This is a genomic window from Massilia sp. Root351, from assembly GCF_001425045.1.
In the GTDB taxonomy this organism is placed as follows: Bacteria; Pseudomonadota; Gammaproteobacteria; order Burkholderiales; family Burkholderiaceae_D; genus Rugamonas.
In genome coordinates this window covers 654,645-673,438 of record NZ_LMDJ01000023.1, presented here as the reverse complement: position 1 = coordinate 673,438, position 18,794 = coordinate 654,645, and the positions used below count along the sequence as shown (strand labels likewise).

Genomic DNA, 18,794 nt, shown 5'->3' with positions numbered 1-18,794 from the left:
TGAACCGGACCGGGATATTGAGAGGCGCCTCGGTTTGAGTCATGCCGGGATGGCTTGACTCGATAGTTGACGATAGTAGTTCATTTCAGCTTCGGCCGGTGGAATGTGGCCGATGGGCTCCAGCAATCGATGATGGTTAAACCAGCACACCCATTCCAGAGTAGCCAGTTCGACAGCTTCACGGGTCTTCCAAGGAGCACGACGGTGAATCAATTCCGCTTTGTACAAGCCGTTGATGGTCTCGGCCAAGGCATTGTCGTAGCTGTCCCCTTTGCTGCCCACGGACGGTTCGATACCGGCTTCGGCCAAGCGTTCGCTGTACTTGATGGATACGTATTGCGAACCCCTGTCGCTATGGTGGATCAGGGCTTCGTCCCGTTCGGGCTGTCGGGCATAAAGCGCTTGCTCCAGTGCATCCAGCACGAAGTCCGTGCGCATCGAGCTGCTCACGCGCCAGCCCACAATTCGGCGCGCAAACACGTCGATCACGAAGGCGACATAGACGAAGCCTTGCCAGGTCGAGACATAGGTGAAGTCGCTGACCCAAAGCTGGTTCGGACGGTCGGCGCGRAATTGGCGGTTCACCCGATCCAAAGGRCACGGCGCCGCCTTGTCGCCAATCGTCGTGCGCACAACCTTGCCTCGTATGACGCCACGCAAGCCATCACGGCGCATCAGACGTTCAACAGTGCAGCGAGCGACCTCAATCTTCTCCCGGCGCAGTTGGCGCCAGACCTTTTCAGCGCCGTACACCTGGAAATTGGCTTGCCATACGCGACGAATGTGGTCACTCAACGACTCATCACGCTTTGCACGGGCACAGCGCAATTCAGGGTTACGACACAGGGCAGCGTGACGCCAGTAATTCGATGGAGCGATCTGCAGCACCCTGCAAATCGGCTCGGCTCCGTAGACCGCACGATGCTGGTCGATGAAGGCCATCAGGACTTGAAGCGGCGGTCGAGCTCCGCCTGGGCGAAAAAAGCACTCGCAAGACGTAGAATTTCATTGGCTTTGCGGAGCTCTTTAACTTCGCGTTCCAGCGCCTTCAGGCGTTCCTGTTCGGAGGTGGTGGTGCCTTCGCGTTTGCCGGTGTCGCGCTCACGTTGGCGTACCCAACGGCGCAGCGTCTCCGATGTGCAGCCGATCTTGGCCGCGACGGACTCGATGGCTGCCCACTGCGATTCATGCTGCCCGGCCGATTCCTCGACCATGCGCACAGCGCGCTCCATCACTTCGGGGGAAAACTTCGTGGATTTTCGTTTCATGGCTCCATTCTCTCAGATGTTGGAGCCTCCCAGATTTCCGGTCCGGTTCAATNCAGCGCGCTCCATCACTTCGGGGGAAAACTTCGTGGATTTTCGTTTCATGGCTCCATTCTCTCAGATGTTGGAGCCTCCCAGATTTCCGGTCCGGTTCAGTTTGCTTTTGCTATGGCACGTGCGCCGGCTGCGCTGCGCGATGGCAGGGAACACTGCCAATTAGCGCGGATAACGGCGCCGCTCGTAAGACGGATGGGTGCGGCCCACTCGCTCAAGCGCAAAGGGCGGGAAGGCCTGTTCGATACGGAAGCGTTTGCCTGCCGTCTATTCCTTCAATGGTTGCTGTCATTGCGAGCCCTCATTGTGTGAGCCAGGCCAGTTGGCCGTTGGTACGGGCGGGAGCAATCTCGATGATGTCTGGCGTGACGATGCCATGCTCGACAAACGGATCGCGACGAACGCGTTCTTCCAGTGCGTCGCGCGTCGTGTTGATGGCGAGGATTCCTCCACCTGCATTCGGTTGCAGGCCTCCGACAAGTGCGAACACGCCGTCATTGAATCCGGCATCGATCCATTCTTTGTGGCCGGCCATATATTGCTGCGCCAGTCCTTTGTTTTCGGAAAATTTCAGCAGTACGACAAACATCGTTGAACTCCTCACTGATGAGTGGTTTGGGGAAGCTGCGATTGGAGCCAGTTGTGCAAGAGTCGGACCTCCTGCTCGATAAAAGCTGAATCCTGGAATGCCGAGGCAAGCGTTGCGATGCCTTGGCTGCGTGCGAGCAAATGCAAGGCCAGTTGAGTAGCGTCCTGCGCGCGTCCGAGCAGCGCGAACTGGTCGCTTAGCCAGTCGCGGAACAGGCCGAACAGCTCATTGGCGCTGGAGCTGGCGGGATGCTGGAGCTTGGCCAGTTCCGTGCTCAAAGTCCCGACCGGGCATCCATACATTTTGATCTTGCTCTGGTTGCGGATGAGGATTTCAATGAAGCAGCCGATGCGTGCTGCAGGTGAAGCGCCCTCGATCTGCCATTGGTCCAGCATCGCTCGCGTGTTTGCCAGCCTACGTTGGATGACCGCGTCGAGAATCTCGTCCTTGGTCTTGAAATGGTAGTAAAAATTGCCGCGGGAGATGGCAACAGCCGCCGCCGCATCTGCAAACGAAGTGCGTTCGAATCCCTGCTCGTAAAAGAGTTTGTCGGCTGCTTCGACTATACGGTCTCGGGTGGCTATCATTGGCGGCCATGCTGTAGGTCAATTGTCCTAATGGTAGGGCGATCGTCCTAAACTTGTCAAGTATGTATTGAAATGCCTAAGCGCCGGAAGGCCCGGTCAGCGCGGGCAGGCAATGCTTGCGGCGTGAAAGCACCCTCCGGAGCCCACGACCATCCAGCGTGACGAATCGTCAAGCCAAATGAAACCCCGTTGGATTTAAAGAGCCTTTTCGGTGTACATCACCTTGAAGTCCAAACCGCCCAAGGCTAGAGTGGAATCTACAGTAGCTGGCCCTGTTGTCATTTGGCGAGTCTTGTTCATTTGCGATTCCCTTCGGTAGCTGGCATGGTAGGCGTGGCACGCTCTACCTTGCGAAGCTCACCTCTTTGTCGCTGACGCCTTGGTACTGGCGCATCAGCAACTAGCTTTTACGCGGCCCCTGGTTCGTCTCGATCCACCTCATGGATGCGGCATCCATTTCCGATGTGCGTTGCCCGGCGCGGGTGGCGTGGCCGCATTAAATCTATCAATCCGTTCAGAAACAGGTAGGGGAAGATAATGGAGAACGTCGTTTCGGCAGTGAGCGATAGCATCTTGCGCGTGCGTCAGGTCATGGCTGCGTGCGGCAAGTCACGCTCAATCGCGCCGAAAATTCACAGCATTTGTTATCTGATTTTTCCAAAGCGGATCAAGTCGTACTTGGGGCAAAATAGACCTTCGTCCCGCTCCAGCCGTTCAGCAAGCCAAGCTGCGTGACTTGGAGAATCTGCCACCACATCATCAAATCCTATTACGGTTCGCCCATTGACGATATTGATGAATTGCACGCGCAGCGCCAGCATCCCTTCCGAAATTTGGATCACAGTGCCAACCGATGGCAGGAACGTCAGTTCCAGCTCGCCCGTCACGTTTCCATATGGGTGGTTTGGCGATTCAAAGATCGAGAAATCGATGTCGTATTTCATGGGTTTGGCGCTCCACGTGCAAGGAGGATCATTGCTGCTGCGACCATCTTTCCATCATATTCGATTGGACGAAGATGTTGTTGCGCGCCGTGCTATGGCAGCGTCGCTGTCGCCACTGCCGCCACTGCCGCCTGTGGCGCTGGCGCGGCGGCGGCCCATCCAGCCCACCACGCCCAGGCCGGCCAGCAGCATGCCGTAGGTTTCCGGTTCCGGCACGGGCGAAGGGATCATCAGGGCGAGTGTGCAACCGAGATCGCCGCAGATTTCCGCCCCAACCGTGCCGTTATCGCCGATGGCGAAAACCTGGCTGAGCGTGGAGCCGGTGCTTTGCGCCACCTCGAGGCTCAGGTTCACTACCTGACCCTGTTTGTTGTACAGCAGGAAGCCTTCGTTCGACTCGCCGAGGATGGTGCCGCTGCCGTTCATGTCGGCCACCGTGCGCGTGAAAATCCCGCTCAGGTCGGTCGTCACGCCATCGTGGTAAAGAAAGCTCTTGGCCGTGCCGTTGGGGAGGTAAGCCCTGCCGAGGACCGAACCGTCCTCGCTGACGCTCAGGGCGGCGCTGGACGTCGCCCCCGCCGGCACGCCGAGGTCGGTCATGACGCCGTTCTCGTAAATGAAGGCATGCGTGGCGAAATAGTTCTCGTCCACGTGTGAATTACCGACGATCACGCCGGCGTCGTTGATGTCGGTGGCAAACGAATCGCGGCCGCCCAGGGTGCCCAGTTCGGTTGCCGTGCCATTGCTGTAAACCATGGCGCGGTAGCTGAACACGTCGGTATTCATGGCGTAGCCCACCGCCACGCCGTGGTTGTTGATGGCAAGCGCTGTGGAGGAACGGCCATCGTTGAGCAAGGTAGTCGTCTGTCCATTGGCCAGCAGCGCTGCCACACCCCCTGGCGCTGTGCCTGCCATGACGCCGGCATTGTTGATGTCATGGATATTGGCAAGCTGGGATGAGAGGTAAGTGGCCCAGTGCTGCTGGTAGAGAAAAGAGCTGCCAGGCAATTCCGGCCCGAAGCTCACATACCCGGTCACCTGATTGCTGTTGTTGATGGCGGAGATCGTGCCACCGGAGCTGTACTGCCACTCCGTCATGATGTTGAGGTAGTTGAACGTATACGTGCCCGCTTGGGCCAGCGCTGGCAACAACAAGGCCAGCGCTGCCGCGTGCGCACGCGCGACGCATTTTGCAAGTTTCATGTCCGTCTCCTTTTCAGGTTCCCCTCGCGGGTGGACGGACTATAGTAGCGGGCTGCACTAGCGCATGATTGCTTTGTTGTGCGCTATTCCTATTTATTCGCTCTGTGATTTTCTGTGATAAGTGCGCGGCATAAACGGTGCTAGTTCTAGTTGGAATAGATCAGACCGCGCCCGGTACCATTGACGTAGATCCGTCCATAGGTGTTCCAGTCGCCCGCCATCGCGCCGATGCCGCCGAACTGGTGAGCATCATCGTTGAAGCGTGACCAGGTGGCGCCGCTGTCGTCGGAGCGGTGCACGCCCCAGACGCCGTTGACCACGCCCACCACGTACACTGCGGCCGAGTAGGAGGCGCCGGGCGCCGCCTTGCCCAGCGCCAGGGTACTGGCGCCCTGCACGTCGGGCCACTCCCACGTTTGACGATTTCCCCAGAGCGACGCAAAGGTGTTCAGCCTGGTCCAGGTCGCGCCCGAATCGACCGAGTGGTACACGGCGTTGCCATCGGCCAGCCAGATGTCGCCCTCGACGTTGGGGTTGACCTCCATCGAGGTGACGCCCCACGGATTGGCGCGCAGGTTGGCCGCCACCGAACCCTGGCTCAGCGTGAAGTTGTGGCCGCCGTCGGTCGACACGTAGACCTTGCCTGCGCTGCCCCACCATGCGCCGCCCGAATCGTAGGCGTAGACCCTGTTCGGGTTCTTGCGGTCCACTTTCAGTCGATAGGCGCGCGGGAAGCCGCCGATGACGGTGAGCGCAGGCAGGTTGGTCGCGGTCCAGCTTGCGCCATTGTTGGTGGTGTAGGACGGCACCGAATCGGCCGGCGCCCAGATTGCGTTGTTGCGCGTGGTGACGGCGATATTGGACGTTTCGCGCGCGTTGGCTGCGGCGCCGGCGCCGGCGGGCAGGGCGGCGAACGCGGCCCAGGTCGTGCCGCCGTCGCCGGACCAGTAGCCCTTCCCGACGTGGCCGTTGGCGTTGTCAGCTCCGACTGTGGCAATGTAGCGCGGATCGGACCATGCCATGTCGGCCGAATTGCCATTGTTCCAATTGGGATTGGGGCCCCTGGTCGGCGTCGCCGCGAGGTCCGTCTGGACCCAGGTGCCGATGTCGCCGGCACTGTTGATCAGCTTGTATGGCGCGCCGGCTGGCGGCGTGTTGACGGCCAGGGTGGCGGTCTCCTCCAGGTTGTTGACCGAGAGGCTCCAGTTCGGCGTGGCCGACGAGGCGTTCCAGGTCTCGACGATGCCGCCGCCGAAGACGTGCGAGATGTGGTCGCGGTTGAAGGGATCGATCTCGATGTCGTCCACCCAGCCGATGGTGGAGATGTTGGGCTGCGCATGGGGCATGCCGGCCTCGATCTCGCGCCAGCTGGCGCCATCGTTGTCGGACAATTGAACTTGCTGGCTGGTATTGGCCCATCCGCTCATGCCCAGCGCGATGCGGGTGGCCGCTCCGGTCCCATGGACGGACACGCTGCCGAATCCGCTGCTGTTGGAGCTCTTGAGCAAGGTCCAGGCGCCGTTGAAGGCCACACCGCCGAACTTGTAGAGGTAGCTGGGACCGTTGACCCCTTCGCCGGCGCCCTGGTTGAAGGCAACATAATAGTTACCGTCGGCAGCGCGCACCATGTGCGGGACGTGGTAGCCGGTAACGAGAGCCGGGACCGTGACCGGGGTCCACGAGAAGCCGCCGTTGACAGATCTGTACAGCGACGAGGTCAGACCCGCAGCGTTGGCGTAGTCCGGGGCGACGGCTGCATACATGTTCCACGTGGTCTGCCCGCCGCCCACGTTCGAATTGTCGAACATGACCTGCGTGACGCCCTTGGCGCCGCCGCTTGCGGTCATCGTGTGGGACGACAGCCCCGTGACCTGGGCCCAGGTCTGGCCCGAGTCCGCGCTCTTCCACAGGCCGGCGGTGCGCGAACCATAGAACAGGATTGACGGATTGGTGGGGTCGGCCTTCAGGCGTTCGCCCATGGCCCGGCCGGAATCATTGCCGCCCACCGGGAACGGCAGGTTGACCCAGGTCCAGTTGGCGCCGCGGTTGCTGGAAATGTACAGGCGGCCATTGCCGTTACCGAGGCTCATGCCGGTGGCCATGTAGACGCGCTGGTCGTTGGCAGGATCGATGGCGATGCTTTCCACGCCGTGGTGGGAGCTTTCGGCCGCGCCGAACCCTACACCGTCGGTGATGGGCGTCCACGACGAGGTAGCCGGGTTCCAGCGGTAGGCGCCGCCGATATCGGTGCGGGCATAGGCGAGGTTGGCGGTACCCGGATGGTAGACGATGCCGGTGACGTAGCCGCCTCCGCCCCATTTCACGCTGGTCCAGCTGGTGGCCGGCGGGCCGCCGCCGAGTGAGAGGCGGACGGGCGGCGCCGCGCTGGCGGGCGAAGCGCTGCCGGCGCCGCCGCTGCAGCCGGCCAGCATGCCGGCGAGAAGACTAGCGAGAAGACCGGCCAGCATCGTGGGGACAACGAGCTTGACGTTGTATGTCAGTTTCATATGTGCTCCTCCAGAAATGGATTATGGTTTTGTCGGCCCGGCGCGGTGATCCGCCATCGGGAAGCCCAGTATAGGAAGTAGCTATTGTTTGCTATATATGAAAATCACCGGACGGCTGAATGATTTGACTCAAGCGTTGTAATGCAACCTCGTTCGGCCCGCGAAAAAAAAACCGGCAGATGCCGGTTGCTGTTGCCTGCCCGTTGCCAGCTTGCTCTACAGTGCACGCCCATGGTGCTGATTGGCGCCGCTTCGTTCGGCCAAACTGGCCACGAAAGCAAGGCCGATCTGGGCGCCGACGCGGCGCCGCTGGCGCGCCTGGAGCAGCGGCGTGTGCAAGCGGCAAGGCTGATGGGAATGGGCGACGCCACCGCCAAGGTGTTGCCCAAGCTGGCGCTGCTGTGCAGGTGGCCTGAGCTGTTGCGCCCGCATGGTTTACGGTTGTTGTTGGGATCTCTTAGCTTATTTTTTGATCTTCTTGACCTTGACGGCTGCAGGCTCGGCCGCCTTTTTCTTGACCTCGGCGTTTTCCTTGCCCGTCTTCGCCGGCTTAGTCCCCATGGTGTCCTTGACCAGCTTGAACGCGCCGAATATCGCACCGGCGCTTCCGGCCGAGATCGCCGCCGCGAGGCCGATCAGCGCGGTGGCGATAGCGATGCCTGCTTTCACATCATCGATGCGCTTGATCGCGTCCCTGGCCTGTCTGGTCACAGCCAGCAAGTCGTCCACGCTTTGCTGGGCCTCGTCGAGTACCTTGCCCACAGCCTGGGTGACCAGATCGGTCGCCACATTGAGCAAAGTGACTTCGAGGGAGCGCAGCGTGTCGCGTTCGCCTTCCGGCAGCGACGGCCAGTTGGCCGGCGCGTACAGATAGTCGCCCAGCGCGGTCGATGTTTCCCGGAAGCTGCGCGCCAGTTCCAGCGCGTGCTGCGCCGTCAGGGTAGTGGTGGTCATGGCGGATTCCTTTATGGTTTGGCGGCGGCCGGCGCGGCGGCATCGCTGGGCGTGCGCGCAGCCTTGAGCGCTGCCCGGATCCGCTTGGTGTAGCGCTTGATTTGCGCTGCCACTTCCTTGTTCGACAGATTGTCGCGGTTGTCGTACAGTGCCTGGTGTCCCGCTGCGATCTGTTTCAAGGTTTCCAGGTATTTCGGCACAGCCTTTTCGCGCTGGGCGAATTGCATGGCGGTGAGGTTGCTGCGTTCCCAGATCAGTTCGGCCGCCACCGGTTCGCGGCCCTTGTCGCGTGCCATGGCGTGCAGCACGCGCTGGTGCCGGATCTGCATGGCGCGCTCGTTGGCGAGCGACTGGCCATAGCCTTCCATGAGCGCCAGCTGGTGCGCAATGAGCTGCTGCAGTGGCGCGTTCGCGGCCGCGATCACCTTGTTCAGTTCGCGTTGCCGGTAGCCGTTCATCGCCGCCTCGGCCAGGATTTTGCCGATGCTGCGCAGCGGTGCCCCCGTCGTTTCATCGACGTAATTCGCCTTCACCGCGGCGTCGAACATGCCATCCAGTTGTGTGTCGGCCTCGGTAAGATCGTCCGCCGCGAGATCGCCGACGGCGGCCATGTAGCCTGCGAGGGCCTGGTGCATGAGCATCAGCCTGGCCGCCTGCGGCTTGCGTTCAGCCGCCAGGGTGTCCAGCCTGGCTCGCTCACCGGCGTCGTTTTCCAGTGTGTAGAGCTTGCTGGTTTCCGGGCTGTTGACGTATTCGTCCGTCAGCTGGGTGTACGCGGCGCTGTCGGCCGACGTCTTCGCGAACTCCTGGACCGCGCCGAGGTTGGCGCAGCCGGAAAGCAAAAGGGCGCACAGGCCGGCAAGCAAAGTGTGGATGCAGCGCGCCGTGGAGGGCGCGCGTGTTGAAGGTGAGTGGAACAAGGCAGTTCCTTTCAAAGGGCGAGCGACGCGTGAGTGGTAAATTGTCGAAAAGAATACTGCAATTTACAACTATCGTGTGGGGAATTCGCGTGGTATTTCCGCAGCGGCGCCGGCGCCGGCATTGGCGGTCAGGCGCTGCCGCCGGCAAAGGTGCGGGTCACCCGTTCCAGGTGCTGCCGCATGGCGCTGCGGGCGCCCGCGCCGTCGCGCGCGGCGATGGCGTCGTATATCGCACGGTGATCCTGCAAGGTCGACATGCGCAGCGCCTCGGTCCGGTAATGCTCTTTCAGGCGGTGCCACAGGCTGTTGCGCTGCTGCCAAAGGTAGTCGATCACGCCGGCCAGCGCCGCGTTGCCGGTCGCTTGCGCGATGGCGGAATGAAAACTGCGGTCCGCCAGTTCGTTGCTGGCGCGGTCTTCGTGGCTGCGCTCCATTTCCAGCAGCGCCGCAAGAATGGCCTGCACAGCTGCGGGGGACGCGTTCTTTGCGGCGAGCGCCGCCACCTCGGTCTCGATCGCGCTGCGGGCGGACAGCACCTCGAACGGGCCGGGCCCGGCTTCCGGCACCTCGTCCGGCGATGCCGGCTGCCGGCTGACGTACACGCCGGAGCCTCCGCGCACCTCGACCACGCCGCCCAGTTCCAGCGCGATCAGCCCTTCGCGCAGGGATGCGCGGCTGACCCGCAGCGACGTGGCGAGTTCCCTCTCTGACGGCAGGCGCGCGCCGGGTTCCAGCTGCTGTTCGCGAATCAGTTCTTGAATGCGGCCTGCCACCGCCCGGTACATGCGGGTCTCGGCCGGGCGCGCCGCCTCGGGCGCAAGGGCCGCTTGTATATGGAAGTCCTTCATGCCGCTCCTTGTTCCATGCCGTAAAAGCGCATCGCGTTCAGGCCAAACACCGCCTCCCGCTGCGCAGGAGGCAGGTGCGCCAGCAGCACTTCGCTGGCCTCCAGCCAGGCCGTGTAGTCGCCTGCCAGCCTGACCACCGGCCAGTCGCTGCCCCACATCACGCGCTCCGGCCCGAAGACCTGCAGCACATGGTGCGCATACGGCATCAGCCGCTCCACCGTCCAGCCGGGGCCGGCCTCGGTGACCATGCCGGACAGCTTGCATGCCAACTGCGGTTCGGCTGCGAGGCGCTCCATGTCTCGCATCCACTGTGCGTCCGGAGCGCCACCCATGGCTGGTTTGGCGATGTGGTCGATGACGATGGGCAGGGCAGGGTGGCGGCGCGCAAAGGCCAGCAGCGGCGCCAAATGGCGCGGCAGCACCAGCGCGTCCAAGCGCAGGCCGTGGCGCAGCATGGCGTCCACCGCCGGCGCCAATGCGGCGTCGTCGATCCAGCCGTCGTCGTCCAGATCCTGCAGCATGGGCCTCAGGCCGCGCAGTTTGGGGTGGGCGGCCAGGGCGGCGATGCGCGCAGGCGCGGCGCTGGACTTCAAGTCGACCCAGCCGACTACGGCGGCGATGAACTCGTGGCGGTCCGCCAGGTCCAGCATGAATCGGGTGTCCGCTTCGTCCGGCATGGATTGCACCAGCACGGTGGCGGCGACGCCATGCTGCTTCAGCAGGCTGGCCAGCTGGTCCGGCGCGAAATCGCGGTAGATGGGGGCGAGTTCCGGCGGCGGCCATGCGCCGGCGCGCGCGGCCAGCTGCCAGAAGTGCTGGTGGGCGTCGATCCGCTTCATGGCGTGGCCTTCAATGGAATGATGGCGCAACGGTGCGCCGTCAGGGTCGCGGCTCGCATGCATGGCCCCAGCGGAGAGGATGCGCCGCTCATGCCGTCTGGGCAGCGGTGCGCGCCGCCGCCAGCCGCAGCGCCGCGCGCAGGCGCGGTTGCGGCAGCGGCAACTGCAGTGCATTGGCCAGCGCCACCACGGGCAGCAGGCGGCGGCGCTTTTTCTCTTCGTGGTTCTGGGCGATGTCCGCCAGCCGGTGCGCCAGGAAGGGATTGCAGAGGCGGTCGCGCACCTGCGCCAGGTAGCTCCGGGCTGGCTCGGCCTCGTCCAGCGCGTCGAACACGGGCAGCACCTCCTCTTCCCACAGCGCTTCGAGCTCGGCGCGCAGCTTCGGCGCGGACATGGCCTGCAGCACTGTCTCGTCCTTGTGGCGCTGGTATTGCAGCCATTGCTCGGCCAGGAAAGTGTGGCCCAGGTTCAGCAGGAACAGCTTGCGCCGCTCGTACGGTTCCAGCTTGTCCGTCACGATAATCTGCGGATGAGTGCACGGCAGCACCATCTTCTTCTGGGCTTCGATCACCCAGATGGCGTATGGCTCGGCGACCGCGCCGGCCGGCGCTATCGCTTCGGACACGATGCGGTCCACCAGCGAATTGATCCATACGCAACCCGTGCTCAAGTAGACGATGAAGCCGCTGTCCAGCTGCCATGCGAGCGCCAGCTTGCGCACCACGGCGCGCAGCACGCTGCCGTTGTTGGCCACCAGCTCGCAAGGGTAGAGCGTGACGGGTGCCGCGCCGCGCAGGAAGCGCTGGTATAGCAGCACCAGCAGCTTGGCGGGGAAGCTGCGCGGCGCGGTTGCCGCGTCCAGCAGTGCCGGCCCGTCTCCGGGGCAAAGTTCATAGCCCCGGTCGCCCGTGTTCGACACGATCACCCTAACGGAGGTGGCGGCCAGTTCGCGGATGGCCGGCCAGTCCAGGTCCGCGTGCAGGCCGGCTTCGATCGCGGTAACGCGGTGCTCCTGCTCGACTGGCGCGCCGTCCTCGATGCCGCGGATGCGCACCGGATAGCCGTCCGGCGCGTTGAAAGCGGCCACCCGCTGCGCGCTTTGGGAGCTGGCGGTGGTCTGCACCACGGTAATGCGGCCCAGTGCCTGGTCCTGTGCCAATGCCTGGTGGACGAACAGGTCCACGTGCGCCTGCAGGAAGCGGCTGGTGCCGAATTGCAGAATGGGGGAAGCCATCAGACCTCCACGATGGCTTTGATGACGCCGGCGGCAGGGTCCATCCACTGCGGCAGCGCGTCCACGAATCCGGACAGGGTGGTGCGGTGGGTGTTCATCAGCCCGGTGGGCACCAAGCCCGCTTGCATCGCCGCCAGCACTTCGCTGAAGTCCTCGGCGGTGGCGTTGCGGCTGCCCAGCAGGCTGGTTTCGCGCTTGTGGAATTCGGGGTCGGCAAAGGAAATGCGGTCCGGAACGATGGACACCAGCACATAGGTGCCGCCGTGCGCCACGAACTCCAGGCCGCGCTCCATGGCCTTAACGTTGCCGGTGGCGTCGAATACCACGTCGAAGAACTCGCCGCCGGTCAGCTCCGACAGGCGTGCCTTGTCGTCCGCAGCCACCTGCACCGTTTGTCCGATGCCGAGCGCGCTGCGGCAGAACGCGAGCCGGTCCTCGCGCGCATCAAGCACCGTCACCTGGCCGCCCTTGAGCCGGGCGAACAGGGAGGCCGCGATGCCGATGGGGCCAGCGCCCACCACCAGCACTTTCTGGCCGGGCCGCACGCCGCCGCGGCGGACCGCGTGGGCGCCGATGGCAAGGAATTCCAGCATGGCTGCGTCATCGAGGGAGATGCCGCCGGTCTTGAAGACATAACGTTCAGGCAGCGCCAGATACTCGGCCATGCCGCCGTCGCGGTGCACGCCCAGCACCTGGATATTGGTGCAGCAATTGGTCTTGCCCTGGCGGCAGGCTACGCACGTGCCGCAGGACAGGTAGGGCATCACGAAGACCGTGTCGCCCGGCGCCAGGCCGCTGTCATCCGGCGCGCTCACCACTTCGCCGGACAGCTCATGGCCCATCACGCGCGGGTACTGCAAGAAAGGCTGGGTGCCCCGGAAGATATGCATGTCGGTGCCGCACAGGCCAACGCGGCGCACGCGCAGCAACACCTCGCCTGCGCCCGCGTGCGGTAGCGGGCGCTCCACCAGTTCCAGTTCGCCTGGGGCCCGGCATACAACGGTTTTCATCATGGGACTTCTCGGTAGGATGTGAGCATGAGGTATGGGATGTCGCCAGTGTACCGCATATATGGAAAACATTTCACCATAAAATCTGCTGTTCCAATTATGTTTTTGATTATTTTGAATCGGGACACCCACCAGCGCGAAGGTTTGGGATATATTAAAAACAGACGGGGCCCTCCTGATCGAAGACCGCACCAACCCGGAAGGAAGCACGTATGACAAGCAACCCGGCGCCAGCCGCGCCACGCCTGCTATTAATGTCGCCCGACGACAATTGCCTGATCGCCCGCACGCCGCTGGAGGCGGGCGAGGCGCTGCAGATCGACGGCGCGTCCGTCGTGCTGCCGGAATCCATCCCGCTTGGTTACAAGGTCGCGCGCCGCGCGCTCAAGACCGGCGACAAGGTACTGCGTTACGGCGCCATCATTGGCACCGTTACGGCCGACGTGGCGCCGGGCGCCATGCTGCACACGCATAACCTGGCCAGCGACTACATTCCCACTTACACCCTGGCGTCGGACGCCCATTCCTTTATCGGGAGCATCCATTGATGCCTACGGCCTGCATGCCCGCACTGTCGGGCTTCCCGCGCGCCGATGGCCGCAAGGGCATCCGCAACGTTGTCGCCGTGGCCTATACCGTCGAATGCGCGCACCACGTGGCGCGGCTGATCGTCAACGCTTTTCCCGGCCAGGAGGTACACCTGATCGGCTTCCCCGGATGCTACCCGAACGACTATGCCGACCGCATGATGAAGCGCCTGGTCACGCATCCCAACGTGGGCGCCGCGCTGATCGTGTCGCTGGGCTGCGAGAGTTTCAACCGGCGCGGCCTGGAAGAGGCGGCGGCGGCTAGCGGCAGGCCGGTGCACACCATTACCATCCAGCAGAACGGCGGTACCCGCACCAGCGTGGCCGACGGCATCGAGTGGGTGCGCTGGGCGCGCGAGTCGCTGGCACTGCAGCAGCGTGTCCCGATGGGTGTCGATGAGCTGGTGGTGGCCACCATCTGCGGCGGATCGGACAGCACCAGCGGCATCACGGCCAATCCCGCCGTCGGCGTCGCCTTCGACCGGCTGGTTGCCGCCGGCGCGGCCTGCATCTTCGAAGAGACCGGGGAGCTGGTGGGCTGCGAATTCCACATGAAGCGGCGCGCCGCCACGCCGGAGCTGGGCGACGCCATCGTCTCCTGCGTGAACAAGGCTGCGCACTATTACACCGTGCTGGGCCACGGCAGCTTCGCCCCCGGCAATGCGGACGGCGGCCTGACGACGCAGGAGGAAAAGTCGCTGGGGGCCTACGCCAAGAGCGGCGCCTCGCCCATCAGCGGCGTCCTGAGACCGGGCGACCAGCCCGGGGGCGGAGGCCTGTACCTGCTGGATGTGGTGCCGGACGGCGAGGTACGGTTCGGTTTCCCGAACATTGCCGACAATGCTGAAATCGTGGAACTGATCGCCTGCGGCGCCCACGTCACGCTGTTCACCACCGGGCGCGGCTCGGTGGTCGGCTCGGCTATCTCGCCGGTGATCAAGGTGTGCGCCAACCCGGCCACCTTCCAGCACCTGTCCGAGGACATGGACGTCAACGCAGGCCGCATCCTGGCCGGCGAGGCGACGCTGGAGCAGGTCGGCGCCGAGATCGTGGAACTGGTGGCGCGGGTGGCCAACGGCGAACAAAGCTGTTCGGAGGCGCTGGGTCACCAGGAATTCATCCTCACGTACAAGCAGTTCGAGGCGTCCGGTCCCGAGTGCTTTCCGTTGAAAGCGGCCTGACATGGAGGCGAGCGACCTGCGCAAGCTGCCGCGCCGCGCCATCACGCTAAGCAGCCTGGGACTGGGCTGCGCCCAGCTCGGCGGGCTGTACCAGGCCGTCGGCGAGGGGGAAGCGCACTCCATCGTCGATGCCGCGTGGGAGCTCGGCATCCGCTATTTCGACACCGCGCCATACTACGGCTACACGCTGTCCGAGCGCCGCGTTGGCGCTGCGCTGCGCGCGCGGCCACGCGGCAGCTACGTGATCAGCACCAAAGTCGGGCGCCTGATGCTGCCCGACGCCGGCGTGCGGCCCGGTGAATCCGGCTGGGCCGATCCGTTGCCGTTCCGCCCGCATTTCGACTACAGCTATGACGGCGTCATGCGTTCGCACGAGGACAGCCTGCAGCGCCTGGGCATGGACCGCGTCGATATTCTTTATGTTCACGACATCGGCCGCGCCACGCACGGCGAGCTGAACGCGCGCTACTGGCAGCAGCTGACGCGCGGCGGCGGCTTCCGCGCGCTCGAGCAGTTGCGCGCGGAGGGCTGCGTGGGCGCCATCGGCCTGGGCGTCAACGAATGGGAGGCGGTGGCCGCGGCGATGGACATGTGCGACCTGGACTGCGCGCTGCTGGCCGGGCGCTACACCTTGCTGGAACAGGTAGCGCTGGAGCCGCTGCTGGACCGCTGCGCGCAGCGCGGTGTCGGCATTGTGATCGGCGGCCCGTTCAATTCCGGCATCCTGGCCGGAACCAGGAAGTTCAACTATGAAGACGCGCCGGCCCACATCGTCGACCGGGTGGATGAGATCGCGGCGGTTTGCACGCAAGCCGGCGTGCCGCTGCAGGCTGCCGCCTTGCAGTTCCCCATGGCCCACCCGGCGGTGGTGTCCTGCATTCCCGGCGCGCAAAGCGCGGTGCAGCTGCGCCAGAACGCGGCGTGGTTCGCGCGCCCGCTGCCCGCGGCGCTGTGGGACGCGCTGGCCACGCGCGGCCTGATCGACCGCCGCGCGCCCATACCGCTGGGCGCGTGATATCCGCTTTTCTTCGCTTTAGCCTGTTTCGACAAGACGTATAAAGGACTCAAATGAAATTGCTACGCTTCGGCCCCAAGGGCAACGAGAAACCCGGCCTGATCGACGCCGGCGGCATGCTGCGCGATCTGTCCGGCGTGCTGCCGGACCTGACCTCGGCGCACCTCGGCAGGGCCAGCCTGGACCGCCTGGCTTCGGTCGATCCCGCCCGCTTGCCGCAAGTGGCGCAGCCGGTCCGCTTCGCGCCCGTGGTGGCCGACATCGGCAAGTTGATCTGCGTGGGCCTGAACTATTCCGACCATGCGGCCGAATCCGGCATGGAGGTGCCCTCCGAGCCGGTGCTGTTTACCAAGGCCACCAGCGCCATCGTCGGCTGCAACGACCCGGTAGTGCTGCCGCGCGGTTCGCTCAAGAGCGACTGGGAAGTGGAACTGGGGGTGGTGATCGGCACCCGCGCGCGCTACGTGGAGATCGACGACGCGCTCGATCATGTGGCCGGCTACTGCGTGGTCAACGACTTGTCCGAGCGCGAGTACCAGCTTGAGCGCGGCGGGCAGTGGGACAAGGGCAAGGGCTGCGATACGTTCGGGCCGGTCGGGCCGTGGCTGGTCACCGCCGACGAGGTGCCCGATCCGCAGAACCTGGGCATGTGGCTGGACGTGAACGGCAAGCGCTACCAAACCGGCAATACCCGCACCATGGTGTTTACGGTGGCCCACCTGGTCAGCTACATCAGCCGCTTCATGACGCTCAACCCCGGCGATGTGATCAGCACCGGCACGCCGCCCGGCGTTGGCCTGGGACAGAAGCCTGAGCCGGTCTACCTGCGCCCGGGCGACCGGATTACGCTGGGCATCGATGGCCTCGGCCAGCAAAACCAGACCGTCCACGCCTGGAATCCGGAGTTGATCGACGGTTGACAGGCACGGCGCGCAAAAAAACACAAGGCGCCGCGTAGCATTGGAACAGGGGAGACACCCAGGCATGACCGAACCGACCCAGCGGCAAACCTACCAGGTTGCCTTCGTGATGATCACCTCGCTGTTTTTCATGTGGGGCTTTGTCCATAATCTCGACCCGATACTGATTCCCCATCTGAGGAAATCGTTCAGCCTCACCGTGCTGCAGGCGGCGCTGGTGGATTCGGCCGTGTTCATCGCCTATTTCCTGATGGCGCTGCCCGCCGGCCTGATGATACGCAAGGCCGGCTACAAGAACACCATGCTGTGCGGCCTGGCCCTGTTCGCCGCCGGTGCGCTGCTGTTCATCCCCGCAGCCGATACGCACCGCTACTTGTACTTCCTGGGGGCGCTGTTCATCATCGCGTGCGGGCTGACGGTGCTGGAGACGGCCGCCAATCCCTACGTCACTTTGCTGGGCCGCCCCGAGCGGGCGACCCAGCGCCTCAACCTGGCGCAGTCGTTCAACGGCCTGGCCGCCACGCTGGCGCCCATCGCCGGCGCCCGCCTGATCCTGGTGGACGGCGCCAGCGACGAACAACTGCAGGCGATGCCGGAAAGTATGCGCCAGGCGGTGCTGGCGGCGGAAGCGGCCAGTGTCAAGGGGCCGTACCTGGCGATTGCGCTGGTGATCATTGCCATCGCGGTGGTGTTCTTCTTCCTCAAACTGCCCGCCGTCGGCGTGGCCGCCGGCGCCGGCCACGCCCAGCCTGGCTTGCCGCCGAAGGGCGCCATCCTGCGCGCGCTGCAGCGGCCGCAGATCCGGCGCGCCGTCATCGCCCAGTTCTTCTACGTGGGGGCGCAAGTCTGCGTGTTCAGCTTCTTCATCTTGTACGCGTCCAAGGCGGCCGGCGTCAGCCAGGTTGTGGCGGCGGATTACCTGGGCTGGGGCTGCGGCACCGCGTTCGTGGTGGGGCGCTTTGCCGGCACCTGCCTGATGAAGTACGTGGCGCCGGCGCGCCTGCTGCTGGCCTACGCGCTGGCCAGCGTGGCGCTGTGCGCGGTGGCGATGTTCGCTGGCGGCCTTGCCAGCCTGGCGGCGGTGATCGGCATTGCCTACTTCATGTCCATCATGTTCCCCACCATCTTCTCGCTCGGTATCAGCAACGCGGGGCCCGACACCGAGATGGGCAGCAGCCTGATCATCATGTCCATCGTGGGCGGGGCCGTGCTGCCGCTGCTGTTCGGCGTCATCAGCGACGCCACCCACAATCTTCAATACGGCTATGCGGCGCCGCTGCTGTGCTTCCTCGTGATTGCATGGTTCGCGCGCACCGTGCTGCAGGAAGTGCATCCTGCGGCAGCCGCCACTTCAACCGGGAGCATCGCACATGTTTGAATTGACAGGAAAAACGGCAGTCATCACCGGCGGGGGCAGCGGCATAGGCAAGGCGACTGCCATGCTGTTCGCGCGCCGGGGCGCAACCGTGCATATACTCGATATCGGCGAGGCCGCGTGCGCCCAGGTGGTGCGCGAGATTCGGGAGCAGGGCGGCCAGGCCAGCGCGCACGCTTGCGACGTGACCCGGCAGGCCGATGTTCACGCCAGCTTTGCGGCGATAGGACCGGTCGGTATCCTGATCAACAACGCCGGCGTGGCGCACGTCGGCAAGGCGGACAATACCGGCGAGGAGGACTTCGACCGGGTGATCGGCGTCAACGTGAAGGGCGCCTACAACTGCCTGCACGCGGCCATTCCGCGCCTGAAGGAAAACGGCGGCGGCGTGATCATCAACATGGCGTCGGTGGCTGCATGGGTGGCGGTACCCGAACGATTTGCGTACTCAGCCGCCAAGGGCGCCGTGATGGCCATGACGCTGTCGGTGGCCAAGGACTACGTTCAGGAAGGGATACGCTGCAATTCGATCTCGCCCGGACGCGTGCACACGCCCTTCGTCGACGGTTTCCTGGCCCGCAACTATCCGGGCCAGGAGGCGGAGATGTTCGAGCGCTTGTCGAAGACCCAGCCGATCGGCAGGATGGCGCGGCCCGAGGAAGTGGCGGCGCTGGCGCTGTACCTGTGCAGCGACGAGGCCGCATTCATCACCGGCAGCGACTATCCGATCGACGGCGGCTTCATTACGCTGAACGCCTGATC

General features: G+C 64.2%; 18 protein-coding genes, 1 pseudogene and 1 other annotated feature. Of the genes and pseudogenes, 7 read left to right on the top strand and 12 right to left on the bottom strand.

The genetic code is table 11. The features are described from left to right. Positions 1 to 39 precede the first annotated feature (39 nt). The 6 genes from ASD15_RS31870 to ASD15_RS19905 form a co-directional block, all read right to left on the bottom strand. A protein-coding gene (locus ASD15_RS31870) for an IS3 family transposase (RefSeq protein WP_373888190.1) occupies positions 40 to 1,268 on the bottom strand; the annotation gives its coding sequence in 2 pieces (ribosomal slippage) (positions 40 to 986 and positions 986 to 1,268; 1,230 coding nt in all). Beyond that, positions 871 to 987: a sequence feature (AL1L pseudoknot), on the bottom strand. It overlaps the preceding gene by 117 nt. Positions 1,269 to 1,620: 352 nt before the next feature. After that, positions 1,621 to 1,908 carry a YciI family protein gene (locus ASD15_RS19925; RefSeq protein WP_057156724.1) on the bottom strand — a complete coding sequence of 96 codons (288 nt, stop codon included), beginning with the start codon at positions 1,906 to 1,908 and terminating at the stop codon, positions 1,621 to 1,623. 11 nt (positions 1,909 to 1,919) lie between these two features. Next, a complete protein-coding gene (locus tag ASD15_RS19920; RefSeq protein ID WP_057156723.1) occupies positions 1,920 to 2,495 on the bottom strand; it encodes a TetR/AcrR family transcriptional regulator in 576 nt (191 codons plus the stop codon). Between the two features lie 644 nt (positions 2,496 to 3,139). Then, positions 3,140 to 3,439: a hypothetical protein gene (locus ASD15_RS19915; RefSeq protein ID WP_057156722.1), complete on the bottom strand. Its 300-nt coding sequence runs from the start codon at positions 3,437 to 3,439 to the stop codon at positions 3,140 to 3,142. Positions 3,440 to 3,493: 54 nt separating this feature from the next. Continuing rightward, positions 3,494 to 4,642 carry a PEP-CTERM sorting domain-containing protein gene (locus ASD15_RS19910; protein ID WP_057156721.1) on the bottom strand — a complete coding sequence of 383 codons (1,149 nt, stop codon included), beginning with the start codon at positions 4,640 to 4,642 and terminating at the stop codon, positions 3,494 to 3,496. A gap of 146 nt (positions 4,643 to 4,788) precedes the next feature. Beyond that, positions 4,789 to 7,149 (bottom strand): hypothetical protein, encoded by a 2,361-nt coding sequence (locus ASD15_RS19905; RefSeq protein WP_057156720.1) that lies wholly within the window; start codon positions 7,147 to 7,149, stop codon positions 4,789 to 4,791. Between the two features lie 141 nt (positions 7,150 to 7,290). Here ASD15_RS19905 and ASD15_RS33855 point away from each other — a divergent pair. Then, positions 7,291 to 7,545, top strand: a pseudogene (locus ASD15_RS33855) (PrpF domain-containing protein); the annotation flags it as partial. 66 nt (positions 7,546 to 7,611) lie between these two features. Here ASD15_RS33855 and ASD15_RS33285 read toward each other — a convergent pair. From ASD15_RS33285 to ASD15_RS19875, 6 genes are all read right to left on the bottom strand, one after another. Continuing rightward, positions 7,612 to 8,103, bottom strand: coding sequence for a hypothetical protein (locus tag ASD15_RS33285; RefSeq protein ID WP_057156719.1), 492 nt, complete (start codon positions 8,101 to 8,103; stop codon positions 7,612 to 7,614). An 11-nt stretch (positions 8,104 to 8,114) separates the two neighbouring features. Beyond that, a complete protein-coding gene (locus ASD15_RS19895) occupies positions 8,115 to 8,969 on the bottom strand; it encodes a hypothetical protein (RefSeq protein WP_157201022.1) in 855 nt (284 codons plus the stop codon). Positions 8,970 to 9,151: 182 nt separating this feature from the next. After that, on the bottom strand, positions 9,152 to 9,871 hold the full coding sequence (locus ASD15_RS19890) for a FadR/GntR family transcriptional regulator (RefSeq protein WP_082551970.1): 720 nt from the start codon (positions 9,869 to 9,871) through the stop codon (positions 9,152 to 9,154). Next, positions 9,868 to 10,710 (bottom strand): amidohydrolase, encoded by an 843-nt coding sequence (locus tag ASD15_RS19885; RefSeq protein ID WP_057156799.1) that lies wholly within the window; start codon positions 10,708 to 10,710, stop codon positions 9,868 to 9,870. The genes ASD15_RS19890 and ASD15_RS19885 overlap by 4 nt, the downstream gene beginning before the upstream one ends. Positions 10,711 to 10,798: 88 nt before the next feature. Then, entirely contained in the window at positions 10,799 to 11,944 is a 1,146-nt protein-coding gene (locus ASD15_RS19880) for a D-mannonate oxidoreductase (RefSeq protein ID WP_057156717.1), read from the bottom strand. Continuing rightward, on the bottom strand, positions 11,944 to 12,954 hold the full coding sequence (locus ASD15_RS19875) for a zinc-binding alcohol dehydrogenase family protein (protein ID WP_057156798.1): 1,011 nt from the start codon (positions 12,952 to 12,954) through the stop codon (positions 11,944 to 11,946). Before ASD15_RS19875 ends, ASD15_RS19880 begins: the two co-directional genes overlap by 1 nt. 212 nt (positions 12,955 to 13,166) lie before the next feature. On the opposite strand from ASD15_RS19875, the gene ASD15_RS19870 reads away from it, so the two are divergent. The 6 genes from ASD15_RS19870 (at position 13,167) to ASD15_RS19845 (ending at position 18,792) form a co-directional block, all read left to right on the top strand. Beyond that, positions 13,167 to 13,502, top strand: coding sequence for a UxaA family hydrolase (locus ASD15_RS19870; RefSeq protein ID WP_057156716.1), 336 nt, complete (start codon positions 13,167 to 13,169; stop codon positions 13,500 to 13,502). Beyond that, the gene (locus tag ASD15_RS19865; RefSeq protein ID WP_057156715.1) at positions 13,502 to 14,722 is read left to right on the top strand and encodes a UxaA family hydrolase; all 1,221 of its coding nucleotides are present in this window, start codon (positions 13,502 to 13,504) and stop codon (positions 14,720 to 14,722) included. Before ASD15_RS19870 ends, ASD15_RS19865 begins: the two co-directional genes overlap by 1 nt. Position 14,723: 1 nt before the next feature. Next, complete coding sequence (locus ASD15_RS19860; RefSeq protein WP_057156714.1) at positions 14,724 to 15,737, top strand: aldo/keto reductase; 1,014 nt, start codon at positions 14,724 to 14,726, stop codon at positions 15,735 to 15,737. A gap of 53 nt (positions 15,738 to 15,790) precedes the next feature. Then, positions 15,791 to 16,657 (top strand): fumarylacetoacetate hydrolase family protein, encoded by an 867-nt coding sequence (locus ASD15_RS19855; protein WP_057156713.1) that lies wholly within the window; start codon positions 15,791 to 15,793, stop codon positions 16,655 to 16,657. Positions 16,658 to 16,721: 64 nt separating this feature from the next. Next, a complete protein-coding gene (fucP, locus tag ASD15_RS19850; RefSeq protein WP_057156712.1) occupies positions 16,722 to 18,035 on the top strand; it encodes an L-fucose:H+ symporter permease in 1,314 nt (437 codons plus the stop codon). Then, complete coding sequence (locus tag ASD15_RS19845; protein WP_057156711.1) at positions 18,028 to 18,792, top strand: SDR family NAD(P)-dependent oxidoreductase; 765 nt, start codon at positions 18,028 to 18,030, stop codon at positions 18,790 to 18,792. The genes fucP and ASD15_RS19845 overlap by 8 nt, the downstream gene beginning before the upstream one ends. The last annotated feature ends 2 nt before the right edge of the window (positions 18,793 to 18,794 follow it).

What these genes read in the sequence shown, in the direction of transcription:
- ASD15_RS19855 (WP_057156713.1), top strand. Translation starts at nt 15,791, where the DNA reads ATGAAATTGCTACGCTTCGGCCCCAAGGGCAACGAGAAACCCGGCCTG.
- ASD15_RS19920 (WP_057156723.1), bottom strand. Translation starts at nt 2,495, where the DNA reads ATGATAGCCACCCGAGACCGTATAGTCGAAGCAGCCGACAAACTCTTT.
- ASD15_RS33285 (WP_057156719.1), bottom strand. Translation starts at nt 8,103, where the DNA reads ATGACCACCACTACCCTGACGGCGCAGCACGCGCTGGAACTGGCGCGC.
- ASD15_RS19905 (WP_057156720.1), bottom strand. Translation starts at nt 7,149, where the DNA reads ATGAAACTGACATACAACGTCAAGCTCGTTGTCCCCACGATGCTGGCC.
- fucP (WP_057156712.1), top strand. Translation starts at nt 16,722, where the DNA reads ATGACCGAACCGACCCAGCGGCAAACCTACCAGGTTGCCTTCGTGATG.
- ASD15_RS19865 (WP_057156715.1), top strand. Translation starts at nt 13,502, where the DNA reads ATGCCTACGGCCTGCATGCCCGCACTGTCGGGCTTCCCGCGCGCCGAT.
- ASD15_RS19880 (WP_057156717.1), bottom strand. Translation starts at nt 11,944, where the DNA reads ATGGCTTCCCCCATTCTGCAATTCGGCACCAGCCGCTTCCTGCAGGCG.
- ASD15_RS19875 (WP_057156798.1), bottom strand. Translation starts at nt 12,954, where the DNA reads ATGAAAACCGTTGTATGCCGGGCCCCAGGCGAACTGGAACTGGTGGAG.
- ASD15_RS19890 (WP_082551970.1), bottom strand. Translation starts at nt 9,871, where the DNA reads ATGAAGGACTTCCATATACAAGCGGCCCTTGCGCCCGAGGCGGCGCGC.
- ASD15_RS19860 (WP_057156714.1), top strand. Translation starts at nt 14,724, where the DNA reads ATGGAGGCGAGCGACCTGCGCAAGCTGCCGCGCCGCGCCATCACGCTA.
- ASD15_RS19885 (WP_057156799.1), bottom strand. Translation starts at nt 10,710, where the DNA reads ATGAAGCGGATCGACGCCCACCAGCACTTCTGGCAGCTGGCCGCGCGC.
- ASD15_RS19870 (WP_057156716.1), top strand. Translation starts at nt 13,167, where the DNA reads ATGACAAGCAACCCGGCGCCAGCCGCGCCACGCCTGCTATTAATGTCG.
- ASD15_RS19910 (WP_057156721.1), bottom strand. Translation starts at nt 4,642, where the DNA reads ATGAAACTTGCAAAATGCGTCGCGCGTGCGCACGCGGCAGCGCTGGCC.
- ASD15_RS19915 (WP_057156722.1), bottom strand. Translation starts at nt 3,439, where the DNA reads ATGAAATACGACATCGATTTCTCGATCTTTGAATCGCCAAACCACCCA.
- ASD15_RS19845 (WP_057156711.1), top strand. Translation starts at nt 18,028, where the DNA reads ATGTTTGAATTGACAGGAAAAACGGCAGTCATCACCGGCGGGGGCAGC.
- ASD15_RS19925 (WP_057156724.1), bottom strand. Translation starts at nt 1,908, where the DNA reads ATGTTTGTCGTACTGCTGAAATTTTCCGAAAACAAAGGACTGGCGCAG.